This window comes from Hyphococcus aureus (genome assembly GCF_042643165.1).
Taxonomy (GTDB): Bacteria; Pseudomonadota; Alphaproteobacteria; order Caulobacterales; family Parvularculaceae; genus Hyphococcus; species Hyphococcus aureus.
In genome coordinates this window covers 1325216-1349113 of sequence record NZ_JBHRSH010000002.1, presented here as the reverse complement: position 1 = coordinate 1349113, position 23898 = coordinate 1325216, and the positions used below count along the sequence as shown (strand labels likewise).

Annotated in this window: 28 protein-coding genes; 21 read left to right on the top strand and 7 right to left on the bottom strand. The window is 60.1% G+C overall.

Annotation, left to right across the window (positions count from 1 at the left end; genetic code table 11):
• Positions 1-30: 30 nt before the first annotated feature.
• The 12 genes from ACFOOP_RS19410 to ACFOOP_RS19355 all read left to right on the top strand — a co-directional run bounded on the left by ACFOOP_RS19410 (position 31) and on the right by ACFOOP_RS19355 (position 8824).
• Positions 31-513 (top strand): Na+/H+ antiporter subunit E, encoded by a 483-nt coding sequence (locus tag ACFOOP_RS19410; RefSeq protein ID WP_379882831.1) that lies wholly within the window; start codon positions 31-33, stop codon positions 511-513.
• Positions 513-779: an MrpF/PhaF family protein gene (locus tag ACFOOP_RS19405; RefSeq protein ID WP_379882917.1), complete on the top strand. Its 267-nt coding sequence runs from the start codon at positions 513-515 to the stop codon at positions 777-779. The genes ACFOOP_RS19410 and ACFOOP_RS19405 overlap by 1 nt, the downstream gene beginning before the upstream one ends.
• Entirely contained in the window at positions 776-1141 is a 366-nt protein-coding gene (mnhG, locus tag ACFOOP_RS19400; RefSeq protein WP_379882830.1) for a monovalent cation/H(+) antiporter subunit G, read from the top strand. Before ACFOOP_RS19405 ends, mnhG begins: the two co-directional genes overlap by 4 nt.
• Entirely contained in the window at positions 1138-1740 is a 603-nt protein-coding gene (locus ACFOOP_RS19395; RefSeq protein WP_379882829.1) for a DUF4040 domain-containing protein, read from the top strand. The genes mnhG and ACFOOP_RS19395 overlap by 4 nt, the downstream gene beginning before the upstream one ends.
• Positions 1740-2180, top strand: coding sequence for a Na(+)/H(+) antiporter subunit B (locus ACFOOP_RS19390; protein WP_379882828.1), 441 nt, complete (start codon positions 1740-1742; stop codon positions 2178-2180). Before ACFOOP_RS19395 ends, ACFOOP_RS19390 begins: the two co-directional genes overlap by 1 nt.
• A gap of 15 nt (positions 2181-2195) precedes the next feature.
• Positions 2196-3029, top strand: coding sequence for a cation:proton antiporter subunit C (locus ACFOOP_RS19385; RefSeq protein ID WP_379882827.1), 834 nt, complete (start codon positions 2196-2198; stop codon positions 3027-3029).
• The gene (locus tag ACFOOP_RS19380) at positions 3029-4534 is read left to right on the top strand and encodes a monovalent cation/H+ antiporter subunit D family protein (protein ID WP_379882826.1); all 1506 of its coding nucleotides are present in this window, start codon (positions 3029-3031) and stop codon (positions 4532-4534) included. The genes ACFOOP_RS19385 and ACFOOP_RS19380 overlap by 1 nt, the downstream gene beginning before the upstream one ends.
• Entirely contained in the window at positions 4534-6054 is a 1521-nt protein-coding gene (locus tag ACFOOP_RS19375) for a proton-conducting transporter transmembrane domain-containing protein (RefSeq protein ID WP_379882825.1), read from the top strand. The genes ACFOOP_RS19380 and ACFOOP_RS19375 overlap by 1 nt, the downstream gene beginning before the upstream one ends.
• A complete protein-coding gene (locus ACFOOP_RS19370) occupies positions 6054-6287 on the top strand; it encodes a hypothetical protein (RefSeq protein ID WP_379882824.1) in 234 nt (77 codons plus the stop codon). Before ACFOOP_RS19375 ends, ACFOOP_RS19370 begins: the two co-directional genes overlap by 1 nt.
• Positions 6280-6555: a hypothetical protein gene (locus ACFOOP_RS19365; protein WP_379882823.1), complete on the top strand. Its 276-nt coding sequence runs from the start codon at positions 6280-6282 to the stop codon at positions 6553-6555. Before ACFOOP_RS19370 ends, ACFOOP_RS19365 begins: the two co-directional genes overlap by 8 nt.
• A complete protein-coding gene (locus ACFOOP_RS19360) occupies positions 6556-8283 on the top strand; it encodes a Na(+)/H(+) antiporter subunit D (RefSeq protein ID WP_379882822.1) in 1728 nt (575 codons plus the stop codon).
• A gap of 142 nt (positions 8284-8425) precedes the next feature.
• Positions 8426-8824 (top strand): helix-turn-helix domain-containing protein, encoded by a 399-nt coding sequence (locus tag ACFOOP_RS19355; protein WP_379882821.1) that lies wholly within the window; start codon positions 8426-8428, stop codon positions 8822-8824.
• Here ACFOOP_RS19355 and ACFOOP_RS19350 read toward each other — a convergent pair.
• Positions 8821-9231, bottom strand: coding sequence for a SufE family protein (locus ACFOOP_RS19350; RefSeq protein WP_379882820.1), 411 nt, complete (start codon positions 9229-9231; stop codon positions 8821-8823). The genes ACFOOP_RS19355 and ACFOOP_RS19350 overlap by 4 nt on opposite strands.
• Positions 9232-9354: 123 nt before the next feature.
• On the opposite strand from ACFOOP_RS19350, the gene ACFOOP_RS19345 reads away from it, so the two are divergent.
• Complete coding sequence (locus ACFOOP_RS19345) at positions 9355-9873, top strand: hypothetical protein (protein ID WP_379882819.1); 519 nt, start codon at positions 9355-9357, stop codon at positions 9871-9873.
• A gap of 11 nt (positions 9874-9884) precedes the next feature.
• Positions 9885-10286, top strand: coding sequence for a nuclear transport factor 2 family protein (locus tag ACFOOP_RS19340; RefSeq protein ID WP_379882818.1), 402 nt, complete (start codon positions 9885-9887; stop codon positions 10284-10286).
• Here ACFOOP_RS19340 and ACFOOP_RS19335 read toward each other — a convergent pair.
• The 3 genes from ACFOOP_RS19335 to ACFOOP_RS19325 are packed head-to-tail and all read right to left on the bottom strand — an operon-like array spanning position 10283 to position 14218.
• A complete protein-coding gene (locus tag ACFOOP_RS19335; protein WP_379882817.1) occupies positions 10283-12076 on the bottom strand; it encodes a glycoside hydrolase family 15 protein in 1794 nt (597 codons plus the stop codon). The genes ACFOOP_RS19340 and ACFOOP_RS19335 overlap by 4 nt on opposite strands.
• Positions 12073-12795: a trehalose-phosphatase gene (gene otsB, locus ACFOOP_RS19330; protein WP_379882816.1), complete on the bottom strand. Its 723-nt coding sequence runs from the start codon at positions 12793-12795 to the stop codon at positions 12073-12075. The genes ACFOOP_RS19335 and otsB overlap by 4 nt, the downstream gene beginning before the upstream one ends.
• A 46-nt stretch (positions 12796-12841) precedes the next feature.
• Complete coding sequence (locus tag ACFOOP_RS19325; protein ID WP_379882815.1) at positions 12842-14218, bottom strand: alpha,alpha-trehalose-phosphate synthase (UDP-forming); 1377 nt, start codon at positions 14216-14218, stop codon at positions 12842-12844.
• A 103-nt stretch (positions 14219-14321) separates the two neighbouring features.
• On the opposite strand from ACFOOP_RS19325, the gene ACFOOP_RS19320 reads away from it, so the two are divergent.
• Positions 14322-14567 (top strand): hypothetical protein, encoded by a 246-nt coding sequence (locus ACFOOP_RS19320; RefSeq protein WP_379882813.1) that lies wholly within the window; start codon positions 14322-14324, stop codon positions 14565-14567.
• A 255-nt stretch (positions 14568-14822) separates the two neighbouring features.
• Here ACFOOP_RS19320 and ACFOOP_RS19315 read toward each other — a convergent pair whose 3' ends face one another.
• Positions 14823-15848 carry a hypothetical protein gene (locus tag ACFOOP_RS19315; protein ID WP_379882812.1) on the bottom strand — a complete coding sequence of 342 codons (1026 nt, stop codon included), beginning with the start codon at positions 15846-15848 and terminating at the stop codon, positions 14823-14825.
• A 289-nt stretch (positions 15849-16137) separates the two neighbouring features.
• On the opposite strand from ACFOOP_RS19315, the gene ACFOOP_RS19310 reads away from it, so the two are divergent.
• From ACFOOP_RS19310 to ACFOOP_RS19295, 4 genes are all read left to right on the top strand, one after another.
• Complete coding sequence (locus ACFOOP_RS19310) at positions 16138-17364, top strand: sensor histidine kinase (protein WP_379882810.1); 1227 nt, start codon at positions 16138-16140, stop codon at positions 17362-17364.
• 147 nt (positions 17365-17511) lie between these two features.
• Positions 17512-19260, top strand: a complete 1749-nt coding sequence (locus ACFOOP_RS19305) for an ATP-binding protein (RefSeq protein ID WP_379882808.1) — start codon at positions 17512-17514, stop codon at positions 19258-19260.
• Positions 19261-19304: 44 nt separating this feature from the next.
• Positions 19305-20210, top strand: a complete 906-nt coding sequence (locus ACFOOP_RS19300) for a tetratricopeptide repeat protein (protein ID WP_379882806.1) — start codon at positions 19305-19307, stop codon at positions 20208-20210.
• Positions 20207-20539: a DUF1491 family protein gene (locus ACFOOP_RS19295; protein ID WP_379882805.1), complete on the top strand. Its 333-nt coding sequence runs from the start codon at positions 20207-20209 to the stop codon at positions 20537-20539. Before ACFOOP_RS19300 ends, ACFOOP_RS19295 begins: the two co-directional genes overlap by 4 nt.
• Here the strand turns inward: ACFOOP_RS19295 and ACFOOP_RS19290 are convergent.
• The gene (locus ACFOOP_RS19290) at positions 20536-21681 is read right to left on the bottom strand and encodes a DUF2336 domain-containing protein (protein WP_379882804.1); all 1146 of its coding nucleotides are present in this window, start codon (positions 21679-21681) and stop codon (positions 20536-20538) included. The genes ACFOOP_RS19295 and ACFOOP_RS19290 overlap by 4 nt on opposite strands.
• An 81-nt stretch (positions 21682-21762) precedes the next feature.
• Here ACFOOP_RS19290 and ACFOOP_RS19285 point away from each other — a divergent pair, with 81 nt between their 5' ends.
• Together ACFOOP_RS19285 and ACFOOP_RS19280 are read left to right on the top strand one after the other, a co-directional pair.
• Positions 21763-22506 (top strand): SH3 domain-containing protein, encoded by a 744-nt coding sequence (locus tag ACFOOP_RS19285; protein ID WP_379882803.1) that lies wholly within the window; start codon positions 21763-21765, stop codon positions 22504-22506.
• A 102-nt stretch (positions 22507-22608) separates the two neighbouring features.
• A complete protein-coding gene (locus ACFOOP_RS19280; protein ID WP_379882802.1) occupies positions 22609-23565 on the top strand; it encodes an FkbM family methyltransferase in 957 nt (318 codons plus the stop codon).
• Positions 23566-23578: 13 nt separating this feature from the next.
• Here ACFOOP_RS19280 and ACFOOP_RS19275 read toward each other — a convergent pair whose 3' ends face one another.
• On the bottom strand, positions 23579-23785 hold the full coding sequence (locus tag ACFOOP_RS19275; protein ID WP_379882801.1) for a hypothetical protein: 207 nt from the start codon (positions 23783-23785) through the stop codon (positions 23579-23581).
• Positions 23786-23898 lie beyond the last annotated feature (113 nt).

The window sequence follows — 23898 nt, the reverse complement described above, 5'->3', positions numbered from 1 at the left end:
GGTTTTGAAGAGGTTCCTCAAAGAGGGCTGATGGGGCGATTTATCATCCTCGTTCTGGCGCTGGCCGGTCTCTGGCTTTTGCTATCGGGCTATTTCGACGTGCCGTTGCTGCTCTTTTTCGGGGTGGTGTCAGTACTGTTCTCGGCGTGGCTGGCGAAGCGGGCCGGCGTTCTCGACGACGACAGCGTGCCCATGGGGTTGATGCCGCGAATCCTTGGCTACTGGATCTGGCTCGGCGGCGAGATCGGAAAGGCGAATCTCATCGTCATGCGTCAGGCGCTCAGCGTTGAGCCGAAACTCTCGCCGAAATTTTTCACGGTGCCTAATCCGCCGAAAAGCAGCGTCGGCAAGGCGACCTTCGCCAATTCCATCACCCTGACGCCGGGCACTGTCTCGATCGACCTGCGCGAGAACGAAATTCTCGTTCACGGACTGACCGAAGAACTTTGCGACGTTCCCGCTATCACCGATATGGGTGAGCGCGTGGCGAAAGCGGAAAGGCGTGCGCAATGATGTTCGCCGCCGTCACCGCCGCTATTTTCGTCGCCATGGGGCTGACCCTGGTGCGCGCCTTCGCCGGGCCGTCGCTTTATGACCGCATCCTCGCGGGCAACTCTTTCGGCACCAAGACGGTGCTTTTGATCGGCCTGATGGGCTTTATTACAGGGCGCCCGCATTTCCTTGATATTGCGCTTCTCTATGCGCTGATCAACTTCGCCTCGACCATCGCGATCCTGAGATTCTTCTCCTATCGCCGGTCGCAGGAGGAGGCGGCATGAGCGGGATGATTGCGCAGGTCTGGTCCGATCTTGAACTCGCCCGCGTTATTTTGAGCTGGGGCTGTTTCATCTTTGGCGGGCTCGCCGTCATCGCCGGATCGCTGGGCCTTGTCCGCTTTCCCGATTTTTACACGCGCCTTCATGCGGCGGGCGTCACCGATACGGGCGGCGCAGAGATGATCCTCATCGGCATGCTGTTGCAGTCGCCGAGCTGGATCGTCGCGGTGAAGCTTTTCTTTGTGGGCGCGTTTTTGTTTTTCACCTCGCCTGTCGCGACTCACGCCATCGCCCATTCCGCCTGGATGGTGGGCCTGAAACCGCTTGAGGGCCCGGAGTTGAAATACCGGGAGAGTGCGGAATGAGTGATTTCAGCCCGTTGATGTCGCCGGTTGTGCTGATCGATCTGGCGCTCCTCACCATGCTTATTCTCGTGGCGGTTTCGATGTTGAAATCGCGTCACCTGTTCGCGGTGGTAATGCTGTCGGGGATTTACTCGCTGCTGTCCGCCGCGTTTTTCGTTTCGCTCGACGCGGTCGATGTCGCCTTTACCGAGGCGGCGGTGGGGGCCGGGATTTCCACCGTGCTGATGCTCGCCGGGATGCTGCTCACCGTGCGGCGCGAGAAACCGAAAACGCCGGGCCGCGCGCCAGTGGCGCTTGCGGTTGTTCTCGCCATGGGCGCGGCGCTTTTTTACGCCACCATCGACATGCCGGCCTTCGGCGACGCGCAGGCGCCGGCGAACTCCTATGTGGGGCAGGAATATGTGGAGCGCACCGCGTCGGAAATTCCCATGCCGAATATCGTGACGGCGGTGCTGGCGAGCTATCGCGGCTTCGACACCATGGGCGAGACCATGGTGATTTTCACCGCCGGCGTGGCGGTGATGTTGCTCCTCGGGCTCGGCTCCGTGCGCGGCGGCCGTGAAGTGAGCGACGCAAAAACGAAAAAGAGGGATGACTGATGGATCATCTCATTCTCAAGGTGACGTCGAAACTGTTGTTCGCGCCGATCATTCTCTACGCGCTTTATGTTCAGTTCCACGGCGATTACGGGCCGGGCGGCGGTTTTCAGGCGGGCGTCATTTTCGCGGTGGCCTTTATCCTTCACGCCTTCTGTTTCGGGCTGGATGAGACGAAAAAGGCTTTGCCGCAAAAGGCGCTGACCGTGGCCATGGTGATCGGTTTCCTGCTGTATTCAGGCACTGGCCTCGTCACGATGCTGCTCGGCGCCAATCTTCTCAGCTATGACGCGCTGGTCCCGAACTCCACCCACCATGCAGGCCAGCATTACGGCATTCTTGTTGTCGAGCTGGGCGTCGGCGTGGCGGTCGCATCGACAATGCTGACGATTTTCTATCACTTCACGGGCCGCGAGCCGGACATCGATCAGGAAGACTGGTAGGCGCGAAGGCGATTTATGGACTGGTTCGACTTCATATTGGCGCGCTACAATTACTGGATCTTCATCCTGTTGATGATGATCGGTTTGTACATCGTCTTTGCACGCGGCAATCTCGTGAAAAAGATTGTCGGCCTCAACATCTTTCAGACATCCGTCTTCATCTATTACATCTCCATCGGCAAAATTTTCGGCGGCACCGCGCCGATCTATATGGGCGGCGAACTGGACGCGGCGGCCCATCATGAGCCGGAAGCAGGCCACGGCGCCGAAGCTGCCGCACATGGCGGGGAAGCAGCGCACGCAACCGCCGAAGGAGCGCCGTCGAAAATCGACAACGCAGCTCTCGATCATGGCGACGATCTTAAAGAAACGCTGCACTCGAAAATCGATAACTCGGCGCTCGATCACGGCAATGATCTGAAAGAAGCGCTGAAACACGCCCCGGCACCGGAGGAGGGCGCTTCGCTGCACGATCTGCCCGACGCAGGCGAAAAGATTGCGAACACGCTTTCCCACACGGACAAGACGCCGCCGGCGCCGGCTCCCGGCATTGAGTTTTCGCCGGATGGATTGCACGGCGCCGCCGGGGACGCCGCGCATTCCGCCGCTGCAGCCGCGCATGGCGCCGTGGAGGCGATTGTCTACACCAACCCGCTGCCCCATGTGTTGATCCTCACCGCCATCGTCGTCGGCGTCGCCACGACAGCCGTCGGGCTTGCCCTCGCGGTGCGCATTCGCGAGGCCTATGGCACGATCGAAGAAGACGAACTTGAAGCCGCTGACGATATCGCCGAGTTCGGCCATCAGGCCGGCGTCCGCGCGCAACAGGCGGCGGAGGGCGCAGCTTGATGAGCATCGTCTCTCAACTCCCCGTTCTGCCGATCATTGTGCCCATCATGGCGGCGCCGGTGACGCTGCTCCTGCCAAAGGGCCGGGCGCCGCATTTATGGGCGTGTCTCTTTACATGGCTGACCTTCGCCGCCTGCATCGCGCTGTTCCGCGAAGTCGATCTGTCGGGGCCGATTTCCTATCATCTCGGTGACTGGGCGCCGCCTATCGGCATTGAATATCGCATCGACCTGGCGAATGCGCTGGTTCTGTTGCTGGTCTCGGGGATCGCCGCGCTGGTGATGCCGTTCGCCTATCGCTCGGTGCAGCTTGAGGTGGATGAGCGCCAGACGCCGCTGTTTTACGGCGCCATGCTGATCTGCATGACCGGGCTTCTTGGCGTCACCATCACCGGCGACGCTTTCAACGTCTTTGTCTTTCTCGAAATTTCATCGCTCTCGACTTACGCGCTGATCGCCATGGGCGCGCGGCGCGACCGGCGCGCGCTCACCGCCGCGTTTAACTATCTTGTGATGGGCACGATTGGCGCGACCTTCTTTGTCATCGGTCTCGGGCTTTTGTATCAGGCGACCGGCACGCTCAACATGGCTGACCTGTCGAAACAGTTGATCGGCCAGGACAATCGCATGGTGCAGGCGGGTTTCGCCTTCATCCTTGTGGGTATGGGGCTGAAGCTTGCGATGTTCCCGATGCATCTGTGGCTCCCGAACGCATACACCTACGCCCCTTCGGCGGTGACGGCGTTTATCGCGGCGACGGCCACGAAAGTGGCGGTCTATGTCATCATCCGCTTTTTCTTCTCCGTCTTTAATTTCGACTTCGCCTTTATCGGCGCGGCCTTCACCTATGTGCTGCTGCCGCTCGGCCTGATCGGCATGTTCGCCGCCTCTCTGGTGGCGCTGTTCCAGGAAGACGTGAAGCGGATGCTGGCTTATTCGTCGGTGGCGCAGATCGGCTACATGCTGCTGGGGCTTTCCTTCGCAACGGTTGAGGGCCTGACCGCGAGTCTCGTTCACATCTTCAATCATGCGCTGATGAAAGGCGCCTTGTTCATGGCGGTCGCCTGCGTCGTGTTGCGCGCCGGCTCCCATTCGATCCACGCCTTCGCCGGATTGTCCAAGCGCATGCCGGTGACGACATGGGCCTTCATCATTTCCGGCCTATCGCTGATCGGCGTGCCGCTGACCGTTGGCTTCATTTCCAAATGGTATCTCCTGAACGCCGCCTTCTCCGCCGGTCACTGGTATGCAGGCTTTTTGATCGTGGCGTCCTCGCTGATCGCACTTGCCTATGTGGGCCGCGTCGCCGAAGTGATGCTGCTGCGCGAACCGGCCGAGGAAGGCAAATACGCCATGGCGAAAGAAGAGGCGCCGCTCTCCATGCTCATCCCCATGTGGATTTTGGTGCTGGCGAATATTTATTTCGGCGTTCGCACGGACCTGACCGGCGACATCGCCACTCGCGCCGCTGAAGCCTTGATGATGGCGGCGGGAGGCGCGCCCTGATGCCTTCTGAATTGATTTCCGCTTCGCTCGCCATTCCGCTCTCGCTCGCGCTGCCGCTGATCGGCTGTCTCGCGATCTGGCTTCTCGACAAGCATCCGAATCTGCGCGAGGCGGCGACGCTTATCACCGGCGCGATCCTGTTGGTGCTGGCGTTGATTATTTTCGGCGCCGTCGGCGGTGGCGAACAGCCCGAACATGTCCTGTTCGAGGTGATCGACGGCCTGCCCATTGCGTTCAAGGCTGAACCCCTCGGCGCCATGTTCGGCCTCATCGCCAGCGGCTTGTGGATCGTCAATTCGATCTACTCCATCGGCTATATGCGCGGCCATGGCGAGGAACACCAAACGCGGTTCTTCATGTCTTTTGCGGTGGCGATCTCCGCGGCTATGGGCGTCGCCTATGCGGCGAATTTGTTCACGCTGTTCATTTTCTATGAAGTGCTGACGCTGTCGACCTTTCCGCTGGTCACCCATTATGGCGACGAAAAAGCGCGCAAGGGCGGGCGGATTTATCTCGGCGTCCTGATGGCGACGTCGATTGGCTTGCTGTTGCCCGCAATTGTCTGGACCTACGCCATCACCGGCACGACCGATTTCACTGAAGGTGGGATCATGGCGGCCCATGCCGAAGCCGTCGGGCCCATCGCCGGCGTGTTGCTCGGGCTTTACGCTTTCGGCATCGGCAAGGCGGCGCTGATGCCCGCCCATCCATGGCTCCCTAACGCGATGGTTGCGCCGACGCCGGTGTCGGCTTTCCTGCATGCGGTTGCGGTGGTGAAGGCGGGCGTCTTCTCGATCCTCAAAGTCGCCGTTTATGTCTTCGGCATTGATTTCCTGCGCGACACCGGCGCGAGCGTTCCCTTCATGTGGATCGCGGCGGGCTCGATCCTCCTTGCCTCGGCGATCGCCATGCACAAGGACAACTTAAAAGCGCGGCTCGCCTATTCGACCGTGTCGCAGCTATCTTACGTGACGCTTGGCGCAATGCTTGCGACTTCCATGGGCGTCATGGGCGGGGCGATGCAGATTGCGGCGCATGCGCTTGGCAAAATGACGCTCTTCATGTGCGCGGGCGCGATCTATGTGGCCCATCACAAGTCGCTGGTCTCTGAAATGCGCGGGCTCGGGCGGGTGATGCCGTTCACCTTCGGCGCATTCTTCCTTGGCGCCATGTCGATCATCGGCCTGCCGCCCATGGCCGGCTCGTGGCCGAAATTTTTCCTGATGCTCGGCGCCGCAGATGCAGGTCAGCTCGCGGTCATCGCGGTGTTGATGGTCTCGTCGATCCTCAATGTGATTTATCTGCTCTCTATCCCGGTGCAGGCGTTCTACATGAACCCGGCTGAGGACGGCGCCAAACCGCAAGGCGCGAATGGCGCGCTGATCCAGTGGGGCGCGCTCAAAGAAGCGCCGATCCTGTGTATCGCGCCGCCGCTCTTTACCGCGACGGGCGCTTTCCTGCTCTTCTTCTTTGCGGACCCGCTCTACAATTACCTTTCGCCGCTGATCGGGGGGCAGTGATGACGGCGCCAAAAGGTTGGGAACTGAAGAGTATGTTTGGCGGGTTCATCATCCAGATGGTGACTCTTGCCGTGGCGATTCTCGTTGGCGTTATGGCGCTCGGTTTTGATGACAAAATGAGAGCGCTCATGATTGGCGGCGCCATCTTTATCGGGTTCGCGGTATTTTATGGCGCGGCGATTTGCTTGTTTTATTTTGCCTTCTTGAGATCAAAAGGAGCTTCGGATGTCTGATCATCATCACGACTCCCAACCCGGATGGGCCGACAAGAAAGCGTTCCGCAACGCATTTCTTGGCTTCCTGATTGTCGCCTCCATCGCCGCCGCTGTCGCAGGGTTCGTGCCCGCCTGGCAAAAGGATCACCCGCATTTCGAAGTTGAGGGCTGGGGCGTTTTCTTCGCCGTCTGGGGCTTCGCCGCTTTCATGTTCATCGTCCTTGCGGGACAACATCTGCGCAAGCTCGTCGGCCGCAAGGAAAACTATTATGAGGAGCGCGAATAGATGACAGCGCTCTTTCAGGCTTTGCTGGCGAACCCCGCGGTCATTCTGACCGTCGGCGCGTTTGTGTTGCTGGCGCTGCCGCGTCATCTCGCGGGCGTGTGGATGCTGCTCGTTACGGCGTTCTCTGCGGTCAAGCTTTCCATGCTCGGCCTTGGCGAATATGGCGCGCTTTCCGTCTTTGGCGAGACGTTGACGACCGTGCGCGTCGACCCGTTGTCACGGATTTTCGCGGTGGTGTTTCACATCGCCATAGCGCTCAACATCATTTACGCATGGGGCCAGCGCGACCGCGCGCAAAATTACGCAACGCTTGCCTATCCGGCGGCGGCGCTGGGCGGCGTGCTCGCCGGCGATCTCATCACGCTTTTCTTCTGGTGGGAGATGGCGGCGATCACTTCCGTCTTCCTCGTCTGGGCGCCGGGCACGCGGGTCACCTATCTCGCCGGCATGCGCTATCTGGCGATCCAGATCCTCTCCGGGGTTCTTCTGCTGGGCGGCATCGTCCTGACCTATCGCGAGACGGGCTCGCTCGACTTCGACTTTATCGGGCTGCGCGATGAAAACGGTCTGGTGAAATTCTCCGCACTCGTCATGTTCCTCGCCTTCGGGATCAAGTCGGCCTTTCCGCTGCTGCACAACTGGGTGCAGGACGCCTATCCGAAATCAACCATCACCGGCGCGATCATCCTGTCGATCTTCACCACAAAGCTTGCGGTCTATTCGCTGGCGCGGGCGTTCCCGGGCACGATTGAGCTTGTCTATATCGGCGCGGTGATGACGATCTTCCCGATCTTCTTCGCCCTCATTGAAAACGACCTCCGCAAAGTTCTGACCTATTCCATCAACAACCAGGTGGGCTTCATGGTGGTCGCCATCGGCTTTGGCGCGATCAACGGCGCCGCCGGCTACGCCTTCGGCAATATCATTTTCGAGGGATTGTTGTTCATGGCGCTGGGCGCCGCCATGTACCGGACCGGCACGTCGAAAGCGACGGAGCTTGGCGGGCTTTACAAGACCATGCCCGTCACCATGGGGCTCTGCATTGTCGGCGCCTTGTCGATTTCCGCTTTCCCCGGCACGCTCGGTTTCGTCACCAAGGGCCTCATCATCGATGCGGCGGGCGAGGGGCACATGTTCTGGATCTGGCTGACGCTCCTGTTCGCCTCCGCCGGCGTTCTCGAACATGCAGGCATCAAGATCCCTTATTTCACTTTCTTCGCCCATGATTCAGGCAAGCGGCCCAAGGATGCGCCGCTCGGCATGATGATCGCCATGGGAGCGGCGGCGGCCCTGTGCATCGGTCTTGGCGTCTATCCGGAGCCGCTCTATGCGTTGATGCCCGATCAGGCGGCGATCGCGGATTATCATCCCTACACCGCCTATCATCTTGTGGAGCAGCTGCAACTTCTCCTGTGGGCGGTGCTCGCCTTTGCTGTCCTCATTCTCCTGAAATGGTACCCGGCGGAAGTGCCGTCGACCAATCTTGATACGGATTGGTTATGGCGCGTGCCGGGACGGCAATTGCTCGGCTGGGCGACTGGTGCGTCGCGCGCAACATGGATCGCCCTATGGGGGATTTTCTCGGGCCGCATACAAGCGTTGATGGCGCGGATTTACGCCGTGCACGGACCGGAAGGACAGATGGCGCGGTCATGGCCAATCGGTTTCATGGCGCTGTGGACCGCGGTTTTACTGGCGCTCGTCCTGGTCCTGTCGTTCCTCGCCTAAAGAGTTTCGCGGCCGCAAAAAGCTTTCCGGTTGAACGCGCGCGTCCTAATGCGCGCGGCGCGCATCCCCACTGTTTCTGCGTGTCTTATTCTTTCCCGAAATGGGCCCGTTTCTTGCGCAGGGACCAGTTATGGGAGGATGTATGCCGAAAAGATCGGATCGTTTTTCTCAGCGTGCTGCCCGGCTTGTTGCGCGCATGGCGAAGGAGGTCGTGTGCGAGGCCTATGGTTTGCCCCATGCGGCGCTGATGAGTGCGGAAAGGCGCGGCGCCGCGCTCGCCCGCGCGCGGCAGACGGCGATGTATCTCGCGCATGTCGTCGGGCAGTTGTCGCTGGGCGAGGTCGCCACCGAATTCAATCGCGACCGCTCCACGATTTCGCACGCCTGCATCAATATCGAGGACAGCCGCGACAGTCCGATCCACGAAGTCCAGCTTGTCTATATGGAGCGGTTGTTGCGTGATCGCATTCGCAAGGCCGAGTCAGACGGATTGTTCCGGCGCGGCGCGCTTGAACAAAAACGGATCGGCTATTCCGCCTAGACCGGTTTGTCCTGCTCAGCGATGGCGCGAATGCGCTTGATCATGGAGTGGAGACCGTTGGAGCGCTGCGGCGTCAGGTGATCTTTAAGATCAAACGGCGCCAGCGCGGCTTCGGGGTCGGTGGCGAGAATTTCCTGCGCGGATTTTCCCGAGTAAAGCGCGATCAACAGCGCCACGAGTCCCTTGACGATATGCGCGTCGCTGTCGCCTTTCAGGACAATCGCGTCGCCGTCGCGTTGCGCATCAAGCCAGACCTGGCTGGCGCATCCGCGCACCTTGTGGGCTTCGTCGCGCACCGCCTCCGGATAGGGCTCCAGATTGCGGCCGAGATCGATCAGATATTTGTAGCGATCGTCCCACTCATCGAGAAAGGCGAAATCGCCTGATATGTCGTCAAAACTGGCCATGGGCGGGAGATAGGGCCTGATGTCGGGCGCCGCAACCGAAGATTGCCACCCCGGACGGGCGCCGTTACGGTTTCAACGTGAAAATCCCCGCTATTTATGCGGGTCAATGAAGGGGGAAGCCTGATGAAAACGACGATTGTTCTGAGTGTTTTAAGCGCTGCGATGCTGCTGACCGCCTGTGGCGGCGGGAGCGAGGAAGCTCGTGAGAAAAAAATGGAGGCGGAAGCCGCCAAGCATGGCGTAGACGCCGATGTGGAGCTTGACGACAACGGCGATGTTGCGAGCGTGCGCATTAACAACGGTCTTGGCGCGACGGTCGGCAGCAATCTCGATCTGCCGGATGGTTTCCCCTCGGATGTGCCGATGGATGGCGGCTGGTCCATCATTTCGACGAGCGCCGTGCCGGGTCAGCAAGATGGATTTATGGTTCAGGCGATGAGCGATGAAAGCGTCGCGGATCTCGCGGAGCAAGCCCAGCGTGACATGACCGCCGCCGGATGGAGCGAAATCGCCGCGGATAATCCGACGCCGCAGATGAGCCGCCTCGGCTTTGAAAAAGACGGGCGTATGACGAATTACATCCTGATGGACGCCGGTGAGAAAACCTCCATACAGGTCGTCACCATGAAAAAGCCGGGCTGACCGGCGGCAACATGAACGCCGCGGCGCTCACCGAAAAGCTGTTCGATGCGTTCGCGCGCCGCGACGCAGCGACAGCCTCCGCGATGATTGCGGAGGATGCGGTGTGGCGATTTCCGGGCAAGCGTGGCGCGCTGGCGGGCGATCATCGGGGACGTGAAGCGATCTTTGCGTTCCTGTTTAAAGTGATGGAGATGACCGGCGGGACGTTTCACTCAGAGCGCGTCGCGCTCGTCGGGGATGAGACCTGCGCCTTTCTTCACTTCATCGGCCGCGCGCAGCGGGGCGCCAAACAGCTCGAAAATCCGACCTGCCTGATGCTCGTTTTTGGTGGCGGCAAGCTGACCGAGGCGCGCGAATGGGTCTGGGACCTCGATCATGTCGAAGACTTCTGGAGCCAGAGCGGCGAGGGTTAAACCACGTCTTCCCAGCGCGGGGACAGGCGCGCGGCGGCGTTGATGATGCCCGCCATGGAATAGGTCTGCGGGAAATTGCCCCAAAGCTCGCCTTTGGCGACGTCTATGTCTTCGGAAAGAATGCCGAGATGATTGCGATGGGCGAGCACATCTTCGAACATGGCGCGCGCTTCATCCTTGCGGCCAATGCGGGCGAGGGCGTCAATATGCCAGAAGGTGCAGGCCGTGAACGCGGTTTGCGGCTTGCCGAAATCGTCTTCGGCGCGATAGCGATAGACGTGATAGCCCTCGCGCAGCTCATCGTCGATGCGCTCAACAGTAGCCACATAGCGCGGGTCCGCCGGGTCGATGAAGCCGATCTCCGCCATCAAAAGCACCGAGGCGTCGAGATCTTCGCCGCCAAAGGCGCCGGTGAAGGCGCCGCGTTCTTCGTTCCAAGCTTCTTTTAGAATGACGGCGTGCATGGCGTCGGCGCGTCCGCGCCAATAGGCGGCGCGGTCATCACGGCCGAGGTGATCAGCGATTTTTGAAAGCCGGTCGCAGGCCGCCCAGCACATGATCGCCGAAGATGTGTGCACATCGGCGCGGCCGCGATACTCCCAGATGCCGGCGTCGGGCGTGTTGTAGACCGAATAGGCGCGCTCGCCCACCAGCTCGAACTGTTCGAATTCCAATTCGCCCGCTTGCGCGAACAGCCGTTCGTCGAAAAACGCCTGGCTCGCGCCGAGCACAACATGACCATAAACATCATGCTGGATGTGCTCGGCCGCTTGATTGCCAAAGCGCACAGGGCCCATCGTGCGATAGCCTTTGAGGTCCGCCGCGATCTCTTCTTTCAGATCTTCCTCAAGTGAGATGCCGTAGACCGGTTGAATATGGCCGCCCTTGGTATGCGCCACGGCATTGCGCAAATAAGCGAGGTAATGTTCGAGCGTGCCCACAGCCGACAGGCGATTGAGCGCATTCACCGTGAAATAGGCGTCGCGCAGCCAGCAAAAGCGGTAATCCCAATTACGCTCCGAGCCGCCATGTTCGGGGATCGACGTGGTCAGCGCTGCAACGATGCCGCCGGTTTCTTCATAGACGCACAGCTTCAGCGTAATCGCGGCGCGGATGACCGCTTCCTGCCAGACCGGGGGGGCGGCAAGCCGTCGCGACCATGCGCGCCAGCCTTCGGCGGTGCGCTTTTCCCATTCGGCGGCGATCACCGCGGGATTATCGGACAGGGATTCGTCCGGGCCAAGAATAAAATTGATTTCGCGGTCGAGCACGAATTCGCGTTCGGCGATAATATAGGAGACGGGCGCGTCGGTAGTGACGCGAAAACCCGCATGATCGTTCTTGTAGCGGATATGGGAGACGCCGCGCACCGGTGAAATATCCATGGCGCCGCGATTGGATTGCGCATGCAGGGAGATGGAGATTTTCGGCATGCCGGCGATCGGGCGGATGCGCCGGACGATGGAGGCGGGTCGGAAGGTGCGGCCCTTGTCGAAAAAGCGCGGCGCGAAATCGGTGATGGCGATCGCCGAGCCGTCATCGGCTTCGAGAATGGTTTCGATCACGGCGGTGTTTTTGATATAGCGCTGGCGCGTCTTGCTCTGGCCCGCGAGCTTGACCTCGAAGGCGCCGCCGCCGCCCACCAGTGTGTTGAATACCGGCTCGCCGTCAAAGCGCGGCAGGCACATCCAGACGACGCTGGCGTCGCTGTCGATCAGCGCCGCGATGGTGCCGTTGCCGATAATGCCGAGATCGAGATTCGGTTTTCCGGTTTTCGTCTGTTCCGTCATTGCGCCGCCGCCTCCAGCCATCGCCACACATCCGCCGGGCTCGCCAGCCCATAGGCGGCGTGGGTGTCGCCCGTGCCGATTTTGACGCCATAGCCGCCCGCCGCTTTGGCTTCCGCCATGGCGTCTTCATCGGTTGCATCATCGCCCACCATCACCGGCGACAGACCGGCGAAGGGTTGTCTTTCAAGAAAGCGCATCAAGGTCAGTCCCTTGTTGGCGTGAACGGGTTTTGCTTCAAGCACCATCTTGCCCGGTTGCAGGATATAGCCGTCAATCCCGGCGATGATTTTTTCCATGGCGTTTTGCAACACGGCGCCGGCGTCGGGCGCGGCGCGGTAATGCAGCGCTAGGACTTCGCCTTTCGGCTCCAGACGCGCGCCCTCAACGCCTGCGGCGAGGAGGGAGAGCGCGTCCACAAGCGCAGGGGGCGCCGCATTGGGTTCGTCTTCGGGTGCGTCGCCGGGGGCGCAGACTTCAAGCCCGTGACCGCCGGCGCGCCAGAGATTGTCCGGAATGCGTTTGGAAAGATCGCGAATATCGCGTCCGCTCAACACCGCCAGGGCGCCGCCAAGCTTCGCCGCCAGCGCGCGCAAGGTTTCGCCGCCGCCTTCAGGCAGAATAACGGCGTCGGGATTCGACTGAAGCGGCGCCAGCGTGCCGTCAAAATCGAGAAACAGCGCGGCGCCGGGAAGCGGCAGGGGCGGCGGAGGCAAATTCATACGCGGTAAAAGACCATTAAAATGTAAGGAAAAGACCAACAGCCGTTCAATTCAGCCCACCGGGTGAAAGATCGCTCAGGAACTTTTCGCGCCACCAGCCGATATCCTGCTCCACCGTGGTGTCACGCAGGCGCCGCCAGCGGCTTTTGCGCTCTTCCAGCGGCATGGTGAGCGCCGTGTGGATCGCCTCGGCGACATTGTCCGTATCATGAGGATTGACGATCAGCGCGGACTGAAGCTGTTCCGCCGCGCCGGCGAATTCCGACAGGATCAGCACCCCGGGGTCATCCTCATCCTGCGCCATGACAAACTCCTTGCAGACAAGGTTCATGCCGTCGCGCAAGGGCGTCACAAGGCCGACGCGGGCGATGCGGAAGAGACCGGCCAGTTCCTCGCGGCTGTAGGAGCGGGCGAGATAACGCAAGGGAATCCAGTCGAGATCGCCATAGTCGCCATTGATGCGCCCCGCGAGGCCGTCAAGCTCCACGCGCAATTCCTGATACTCTTCCACTTTTGAGCGCGACGGCGGGGTGATCTGCGTCACCGACACGCGCCCGCGCATATCGGGGAAATTATCGAACAGGCGCCCCACCGCTTCGAAACGTTCGGGCAGGCCTTTTGAATAATCCATGCGATCAACGCCGATCACCAGCTCGCGTTCGCCGCCGAGGAAACGGCCAATGCGCTCCGCGGCCTCATCGGCTTTCGCGCTGCGGCTGGCTTCGCGAAAGCCTTCAGCGTCGATGCCGATGGGATAGGCTTTGACGGTGATGGTCTGATCGAAGGCTTTGACGCGGCCCTCGCCAAGATCTTCGCCGCCGCAATCGTCAATCAGATATTGCACGAAATTATAACGGTCGCGTTCAGCCTGAAAACCGATCACGTCATAGGCGCAGAGCGCGCGCGCGATCCAGTGATGTTCAGGCAGCGCGCGAAACACTTCCGGCGCCGGAAATGGGATGTGCAGGAAAAATCCGGTCGGGCCTTCCCAGCCCGTATGGCGCAGCGCGTCGGCCATCAGCATGAAATGATAATCATGGACCCAGACGACATCGTCGGGATGCAAACGCGGCGCGATCTGGCGCGCAATGCGCTGATTGACGGCGGCGTATATGGTGAAGGCGTCGCGATCGAAGGAGGCGAGGTCGATGCGGTAATGAAACACCGGCCAGATCACGCGGTTGGCGTAATTGAGATAATAGCCGTCATGCTCTTCGCGCGTCAGATCGGTGAGGAGAAATTCCACGCCTTCGTCGTGATGGGCGTGAAGCACCCGGTGTTCGCTCTCGGCGATCTCGCCGCTCCAGCCGAACCAGACCCCGCCAGTGGCTTTCAGTGATTCCCAGACAGCGACGGCAAGCCCGCCGGCCCGCGCTTTTGGATCAACGGCGGTCCGGTTCGAGATGGCGATGAGGCGGCCCATTGTTCTTTCCAAGCTGGTGTCTGGCGCGTGAAAAACGCCTCACTGAGGCGAAAGTTCGCCTGTGTGCGCTGCACAATAGCCTATTCGGCCGGAGAGATCAAAAATGGTGAAAATCCAACGGGAAGACGCCTCACAAGGCGGCGTCAGCGTTTTTCCAAGTCGCTATGATTTAGGTTATGGAAAGTGCGGATTGCCGTCAGCTTATTTGCTAATCTTATGCATGAAAGGAATGCCCCCTCATGTCTATTTTAGAGATGTTGTTTCGATCCAGATTGCCTTTAGTGATCGTTATTATCGAGGCGGCGGCGATATTCGTGATGATTTGTATGCTGCCCTATATGTTGAGTAAAATGCATTTGACGGGCTTTCTAAGCCGAGCGATCCCATGGGTGTTTTTTATTGGCTTTGTTTCTATTTACTGCAGGATACTGTTCTCGCGAGGAAACCGGTCGTAGCGGGCTAAATCGTTCTTGAAAATATAAGATCGCATTGCTGTTGCGCTGGTTGCATCGCGCATGGTGTTGAAACTAAAAAGGCCGCCCCCGAAGGGACGGCCTTTTCAGTTTAAGCGATGCAAGGTCAGTCTACGGACGAACCTGCAGGATTAGCTGGCGCTGTCCGCGCCGGCGACCCAGCCGGTGCAGGTGGCGACGTCTTTGAGGCCATGTTCGCCAAGGCAGAACGCTTCTTCATAGGGCGTCCGCGTTGCGGCGATGCACTGGTCGAGTGTCAGCTTCGCCATGGAAAGACAGCGCTCGGATTTGGTGTTCTGGGCGTAAACCTCAACGATTTTGGGGTTCAGCTTGTCGGTGGAGTAGCGCGCGGCGAGATTGAGAATGCGGTCGATGACGACTTGCGCATTTTTCTCGGTCATCTTGCCTTCGTCCGCGCCGGCGCCCCAATCGGCGGCCCATTCTTCGCGGGCGCTGGCGAGCGACGGAGCGACAACGCCGTTATTTTCGGCGCGGGCGAGCACGGGCGCCGCCGGCGCGCCGCGTTTGCGGCCATAGACCGCCGCTTCATCGAGGCGGCTCTGGCTGGAGCCGATTTTCTGTTTGCCCCAGCTTGTTTTCTGCATGGCGTAGGCTTGCGATTTGAACGCTTCGCCAAGTTCGGCGATGCGGGCGCCGTCCTGAACGGTCATGGCGAGGACAGCCTTCACAGCGTCATTCGCGCCGGGCAGTTGACGCAGATAAGAGGGATCTTGCGCCAGATGAGACAGGAGGCCGTCCGCGCCGCCCAGCTCGCCTTTGCGCTTGTTCGCCTTTTTCTTGATTTCTTTTTCGACCGCCTCAACGAAACCCGGCTGGTCGGCCGCGACCAGCGCCGCATAAGCAACCCAGCCCGCAGAGAGTGATTCGGAATCGTGAGCGGCGAGGCGGCGATGCGCCTCACGGGTCACTTCCGCATTGTTGAACGGCATCGCCTCAATCGCGGCGACATCCTCGCGAAACTGAATATAGCTCGCGGCCTGACGCTCAAGGGCGTTGTCCTTCGGTTGAGCCAGCGTATCGGCTGACACTGTGGTGACGGCGAGCCCGGCGGCGAGGCCCGCAAGGGCCAGATGAGGGCGTAATCCCCTTCGCCGGGCGCGGTTGATTTCTCGCATCCCGTTACGTTTACGCGACATAGAGTAGTTCTCCCAAATGACGGTCTTTACACGCAGCCGCCACGGTATCGCCCCAAAATTTAAGACAGCGCTCATCATCCTAGCGGAATTATTATCAAATTCGACAGGTCTTCGCGCCTTAACTTAAATTTTAATCCTTCGCCGCGGAAAAAGGCCCGGAAAGTCCCGAACCCTAACATTTTCGCCGTTTTTCCGATTTATCATTTGTTAACGCAGCCTGACGCATGGTGAAGGGGCGTTAACGAATCGCGGCCTTACGCAGGGCCGCGCAGCTCAACCCGGGAAGTCCATGGCGTTCAGCCTGTCAGCCCTGTTCAGAACCACCCGCCGGCCCCCTCAATGGCGCTCGGCGCCGGGCGATCCTGTGCTCGCCGTGGCCGGGGATGGGGAAATTCTCGCAGCTACAGACGGCGCGGAGGCCCTGATCGCGGCGGAAGGCGGGCTTGCCGGCCGGTCGCTCCTCGATTTCGCCAGCCGTGAAGACCGGGCGGGCCTGAAAGAAGCCCTCGGGAAGGCCGCCAGCGCGCCAGATGACGCGGCTGCGGGCCGGGTCTCCTTGCGCCTCCAGCGCCCCGGTGCGCCGGCGCAGTTTGTCGAACTTCATCTCGCCCGCGAGGGGCGTCGAATCAATGTGCTGATCCGTGAACGCGGGCCCGAGCTTGCCGCCGTCAGGGAGGAGCGCGCCGCGCCCGTATCTCAATCCAGCGCCGGGGTCTCGCCGGAACTGCTCGCCGATCTCGGTCACGAGCTGAAAACGCCCCTCAATGCGATTCTCGGTTTCGCCGACGCCATGAAGGAAGAATCCTTCGGGCCTCTCGGCCATGAAAAATATCGCGAATATGTCGGCCATATCAAATCTTCGGGCGGTCATCTCGCCGATCTTATCGCTTCCGTTCTCGACCGCGCAAAACTCGACGCCGGCCGTTACAAGCTGACGCCGACGCTTGCCGAACCAGGCGCGATTGTGCGCGAATGCGCAGAGATGGTGCGCGGCGAGGCGGAAAAAGCCGGGCTCGCCTTGCGGGTCGATATCGCGCCGGGGCTTCCCGAATGCATGCTAGACGCGCGCGCGGTCAAACAGATTCTCATCAACCTCCTCACCAACGCCGTGAAATTCACCGCATCGGGCGAGATTGCGCTCAGCGTCAAGGAAGTTGACCGGACGCTGGTGATGGAAGTTTCCGACACCGGCGTCGGCATGAGCCAGATGGCGCTGGCGCGCCTCGGCGAACGCTTCACAGGGCTCCACAAAAGCGGCGTGCGCGGCACGCCGGGCGCCGGGCTTGGCCTGTCGCTCGCCTTTTCGCTGGCGAAGCTTCACGGCGGCGCCCTCGACCTCGCCTCCGCGCCGGGTGAAGGCACGACCGCCAGCCTGCGCTTGCCGGTCGCGAGAAGCCTCAGCGATTTGTCAGGCGCCGGTCTCGCCGTCTCAAGCGATATTCAAAGCCAGCTCGATCGCGTCACCCAGTTCCGCAAGGAACGCGCCGATCCGAAAGACGGCCGCAGCGCCGCCTGACCGGCGTTAACCCACGCTTAAGTTTCCTTGACGCCGTCTTAAGCTGCTCGCTCTTTTTGGCGTTGCGCGATGCGACATTCATTCATTTTTTAACACTGCCCGCGATAGCTTTAGGACGGCCATGTTTGGCGGGAGAGCTATCCGGGCATGAAGAGTTGGGTTGACGCTTACGAGCGCTTTTTGCGCATTCCGGAGATTAGCCGTCCCGTGCTCGCGGCGCGTATGCGCGCGGTCTGGATTATCGGCCTGATGGTCGTTGTCACCCAGATCTGCAACATGGCGATTATGTGGTTCAGCTATGGCCGCTGGGTCTATGATCACACCATCGTCTCTGTCGCGATTGTCACGGTTATCGTTTCGATGCAGCTCGTGCGCTGGTACAAGAACGAAGTCTTTTACGCGATGTTTTACGGTTTGCTGATGATTGGCGCCGTTCTTGGCTCCGCCGTGCCCGATCACGCCGGCGTCAATTCGGCGGTGGTGCCGTTTCTGGCGCTCGGTCCTGTCATGACAGGCTATATGGCGGGGCGGCGCGTCGCCTTGTGGACCTGCGCGGCGTCCGTCGTGACATTATCGTTTCTTTACTGGGTTTCTCTCAATCATCCGGCGGCCATGGCGCCCTATGACTATACGCGCGAGACCAACCGTTTTGCGCAGGGCATCTTCGCCGTTTTCATTTCCACGGGCATTGCGGTGCTGATCACCGAGAGTCTTTATTCTATGCTGGAGACGATGCGGGAGAATGTGCGCCGCGCAAAAAGCGCGGAGGCGGTGAAGACGGAATTCCTCGCCACCATGAGCCACGAACTGCGAACGCCGCTCAACGGCGTCATAGGTCTGACCGATGCGCTCCTCGCCGGCGCGCTGCCGGCCCATGAACGTCGCATCACCGACACGATCCGTCAGTCGGGCGAGTCGCTTTTGCTTATTCTCAATGACCTTCTCGATTTGTCCAAGATTGAAGCCGGCAAGCTCGCCATCGAGGCGCGGCCGACGGATCTGCGCGATCTGGTGCGCTTTGTCACCGACAATTGGCGCGAAAACGGCGCCGCAAAAGGCCTGACCATCAGCGCCAATGTCACCGGCGAAATTCCCGCTTCGGCGCTTGTCGACGACATGCGCCTCCGACAGATCTTGCAGAACCTCATGTCCAACGGCGTCAAGTTCACGACGGAAGGGCATGTGAGCCTGCATCTTCACGGCGTTAATCGCGGCGGCGGGCGTTATGCGCTGGAGTTCCGCGTGACCGACACCGGCAAGGGCATTCCGGACGACAAGGTGGCGCGCGTCTTCGACAAGTTCGAACAGGGCGAGCGCGGCACGACGCGGCAATATGGCGGCACCGGTCTCGGCCTCCCGATCTGCCGGATGCTGGCGCAGCTGATGGGCGGGTCTATCGGCGTTGAACGCACAGGGCCTGCCGGGTCGACCTTTTTGTTGAAACTCAAGGTGAACGAGGTGGCTGACGATAAAACCGGCGGCGATGATGTCTATGACGCCGCCGACGACATGACCGGGCTGCGCGTGCTTGTGGCTGAAGACAATGAAGTGAACCGTCTCGTCGTCAGCGAATTTCTGAAAGCCTGGGGCGCGGACGCCGACTTCGCCCATGACGGCGCGGCCTGTCTCGAACGGCTCGCCTCGCGCGATTACGACATCGTCCTGATGGACAAGCACATGCCCGGCATGAGCGGCATGGAAACGGCCCAGGCGATCCGCAAGATGGACGGGCCCATGGCGCATGTTCCCATTGTCGCCGTCACCGCCGACGCCATGCCGGGTGAGCGCGAAGCCATGCTCGCCTCAGGCATGAACGAGTTCATCACCAAGCCCTTGCGCGCCGAGGCGCTGAAAGCGGTGATCTTGCGCACGCTCAAAACCCGCGCGGCGGCGTAAACAATTTTACATGCCATTTCGATGAGCGGCGTTATACTGCTTGGATGCCGCTTGAATTTGAAACAACAGATGAGCTTTTGAACTTCGTCAGCGATGGCGGGGTTCCCCGAGCACATGCGCAAGGATATGAGTGGTTCTGGACTGTTTTAACCCCAGCGCTCAATGTCGCTGCACCTGCTACACAAGAAGAAATGGATCGACTTGTCGATTGCCATTATGTCGCTGGAGACGTGCACGATTTCAATAATGCGCCGCTGGCGGCAATTGAAGAATACAAAAAAGCGCTTTCCTACGATCCTGACCATGCTGCCTCTTATCGTGAAATCGCTTGTATGCAGGAGCGTGTTGGCGATCTGGAGAATGCGTTGGCCAATATCGAAAAGGCGCTTGAACTGCATCCTGACGAAAAATGCGCGGTCACGGACCGTGAATGTATCCTAGACTCGATAAGCGACAATCAGTTCTGCCCTCGGTACAAGGACGGCGATATTTGCTGGCAAGCGTACGAGGCGCTGGCAAAGGCAGACCCGGAAACGGCGCTCAGTTTCCTCGCGGAGCCCAAAGACGTGGACGAAAGGCGCGCCAGACTATGCGCCTTGGGCGCTTTGGAGAAGCACGACGCCTATGTGAGTGGGTGGCGAAAACTGTTGGGCGAGGTTTCCGAAATCGAGTTTGAGCAATACGATTGGTTCTTCATTCCAGAAGCAGTCTATGAAGCGCCGGTGATCTGGAAGCTTTTTCTCGACAGCGGCGTCAGGTTTGGCGGCGTGTTTTCCGATTTCGAAACGCTACATGGCAATGAAGATTATAAATCGCTCTCATATGATGCGCGTATTCGTTTGCGCATGGAGTATTATCTTTATGATCAGTCTGGAGACAGGGCGGCGCTGAAGAAGCTGCACAATAAATACCCTGAATGGTCTGAGTTGGCGGAATCCCTGAACGCATGACCGAACCGCGCGTCAAAACCGAAATCCGTGTTTCCGCACAACTCCGCCGCGCCCACAGCGCCGGGTCTTTTGCAACCATTGTCCGCCGCGGCGACGCCGATGCGGGCGCGGTCGCGGTGAAACTCTATCAGGGGCCGGGCGCGGTGAAGCTGTTCATCCAGAGCCGCGATCTCGACGGCAAGATGGTCTGGCGCGAGCCCTTCGGGGAAGAGGCGCCGGACGGGCTCGAAGCGAAAATCGACCGCTGGCTCGAAAAGGAAAGCTCGATCGATCCCGATCTCTGGATTGTCGAAATCGAGGATCGCGACGGCCGGATTTTTGTGGATTAACGCTTGCCGTCCGTCAGCACCATTGGTTCGTCGTCATCCTCGATAAACCGCGCAAGCCGCGCGGCGCCGGCCGCCGCTTCGGTGCGCATGCGCCAGAACCGCATGATCCGCTCCGCCGCCTCAACCGGCACTTTCTCGTAAAGATCGAGAATGCGCAGCGCCTTGGCTTCCTCGCCGCCGCTTTTACGCAACGCCATGACGAAACGCGCGAAGTTCGGACGTTCGACCGAGACGGCGCGGCAGGCGACGGCGAGCGCTTCAAAACTTTGATCGTTGAGAATGGTTTGGCCCGTCGCCAGATCGACGCCGATAAAATGCGCAAAGGCGAATTGAAATTCGCGGCGTCGTTTTTCGGCGATCAGCCGTTTCAGGAGCGTTTCATGAACCGCGTTCATGCGGATTGCGTCGCTGATGAATTCCTGCGTCTCATGGGGTTCGTCAGCGATCTCATCCATCAGCCTGTGACGGTTCGCCCGGACCGCCACATCCACCAGCGCCGGATCGAGCATATCGGAACGATGAAGGATTTCTTTTTTCAGCGGCGAGGCCACATAGAAATAAAGCTGCGTCAGAAGTTGCGGCGGCAGGTCGTAACGGCCGGTCATCGGCACCTGGAGATCGGTGCGTTTGCGCGCTTTGGCGACCATTGCCTGCATCGCGGCGGCGCTGAACTGCGCGCCCTGATTTTTTGCAAGGCTGATCAGCGCGGCTTCCGCGCCATGGTCGACGATGGCGGCGGAAACGGTCGAAGGAATTTCAGCGCGACGCGCGATGGCGTTGATGTGTCCCTGGTTTCGCAGGGTGATGATGGCGATAAGGTCGTCGTCGCTGAGCGCTGTTGAGCGCTTGAGAACGGGTTCGGCGACCGCGATGTTGTCGCGGGCGAGGAGATTGATGAGGCCTTTCGGCGCGGCGGGCGCATCGGCGAGACGCTCTGCGGTTTCGCGCCGCAATGCGGGTTCGGCGTCTCCCGCAAGCCTCGACAGGATGGCTTCGAAATGCTGCATCACCGCAGGGGAATGCTGTGCTGACGGCGCCATAAAAAGGTCGGTTATCAGACGCAAAAGGTCACGGCGCGCTTCGGGCGACCCCTCGCGCGCAAGCTCCATGAGCTGGTTCAGGCGTGATGCTCCCGACGTCACGTTTCCTCCCTCCACATTCGGCGGAGAGTGTGCAACAAAGGTAAAGAATGTGTCGCTGACAACAGCGCGATTAGGAGATGGATGATGATCTTTGAAGGCTTGCGAACATTGCGATTATTTGCATTAACGACGTTCGGCGCCGCATTGCTCGGCGCCTGTTCAAGCATGGGCTCTCTTGATCCGTTTTCCGGCGACAGCGTTAATTTCGCGCAAGGCTCGCCCGTTGCAGACAATTTAAACAATGCCGATCGTGAAGCGCTTTCCGACGCCGTTATGCGCGCCATGGAAACGGGCGCGGCGCAAAGCTGGCGCGGACGGCGCGCGACAGGCGTGGTGACGCCGGGCGCCTATGCGCTCGCCAATCTGAAAGCAGACCCCGCCGCGCGGATCGATGCGGCGCGCGGCGACTTTGATCTCGCCCATGTGGTTGAAACCGATCTCGGTCTTTATGTGCTGACGCGCAACTCCAACATCCGCAGCGGGCCCGGCACTGGCGCCAAGGCGATTGAGGTTCTGCCGTCAGGGTCGGGCGTCGAAGTCGTTGGGCGCGTGCGCGACAAGAACTGGATGCTGGTCGCGTCGAACGGGGTCGTGCGCGGCTATGTGTTCGGCGATTTGTTGATCAAGGCGCCGGGCTCCGAACTGGAACTTGCGGGCGGGCCCATGCGCAAGCCGATCCTGTGCCGCAAGCTGACGCAGCGCATTAATGTTTTTTCAGAGCGTCATGAATGGGATGGCGCGGCCTGTAATGACGGCACAGGCTGGCGTCCGGCGCGCGAGCCGGCGCCCGATCCGAATGCGCCCGAAGAATTGCTTGAATTCTAGGCGGCCGGCCCCTGCAATAAGGCTTTATTTCGCCGGGCCTGCATCTTGCAGGACGCGAATCCTGCACAATGCCTTTTTGCCGGAATCACAAGGTGGGAATTTATGCCTCAGCAGCGGAAAATAGCGCAACTTGGACTTCATGCCGGGGTGCTTCCCTGGACGCGCGCTGAACTGCCGGGGTGGGGAAAGCTGTATCGCATCGCCGGCCTTGGCTTCGACCACAATCAACGCTGGGCGGATGCGGGCTGGAAAAAGCTCACGCTGAAAAGCGGCGCCGGCGATGTCTGGCTGGATCTTTCCGCGGCCTTCGAGCGCGGGACATATTTCCTCGGGCGCTATCAGGAGCTTGAATTGCTGCTCATCATGCGCGCCGTCCTGAAACCCGGCGGGCAGTTTATTGATGGCGGCGCGAATATCGGGCTGTTGTCCCTGTTCGCCGCCTCGCTCGTCGGCCCCGGCGGGCGCGTTCATGCTTTTGAACCGAACGAAACCGTGCGCGCGCGCATTCTCGAACATGCGGCGATGAACAGATTCGACCAGATCATCGTTCATGCTTGCGGACTTTCGGACGAGGCGGCCGATCTGACCTTCCGGGTGCTCGATGGCGGCAGCGAATCCGGAACGCTGGCCAATCTCGATGGACCGTTGATGGCGGTTGTCACAGAGGAAGCGACGGTTCGCGTTGAGCGCGGCGACGATCTCTTGCTGGATGCGCTGTCCGCCGACCAACCCACCTTCATCAAGCTTGATGTCGAAGGCTATGAACGCCAGGCGGTTTCCGGTTTGCTGAAGGTGATCGAGAAAACCCGCCCCGTCATGACAACGGAATATCAGCGCCATCTAACGCCGCGAAACGAGCTGGATGAATTGTTTCGCCTGCTAAGTGCGCGGGGATATGCGGCGCATCACATTGACCTGCGTCGTAGCGGCCTGTCGCACCGGCTTTGGCTGACGCCGATCGCCAATGCAGACGCGCTGTTCGAGCGAACCGATAAAAGCGATATTTTATGGCTCCTGCCGGAGGCCATGCCTTTGTTTGAAAGCGCTTTGGCAGTCTAAGCGTCAAGACCCGTCAAATGACAGCGATGCGGCCTTCATTGAGATGCTGAATAAAGGCGTCGAGGGAGAGCGTGAAAGCGCGCTTGTCCTTACAGTGGCAAAGACCGACGCAACCGTCCTTGCAGGTCAACTCATATTCGCCGCAGGGCGCATTCTCGCCGGATGTGGAAGTCCCGAAACGAATCTCGTCCTTGATGATGGCTTTTGAATACGAACCCATACCGTTTGCCCTGTCGTCGCTACCCATCCCATATAGGGAACCCTTATGGCGCCGGATGGTTCAAATTGCGTTCATAATCTGGCGTCAAGTTTCCATATCTTCATAATTCTTCG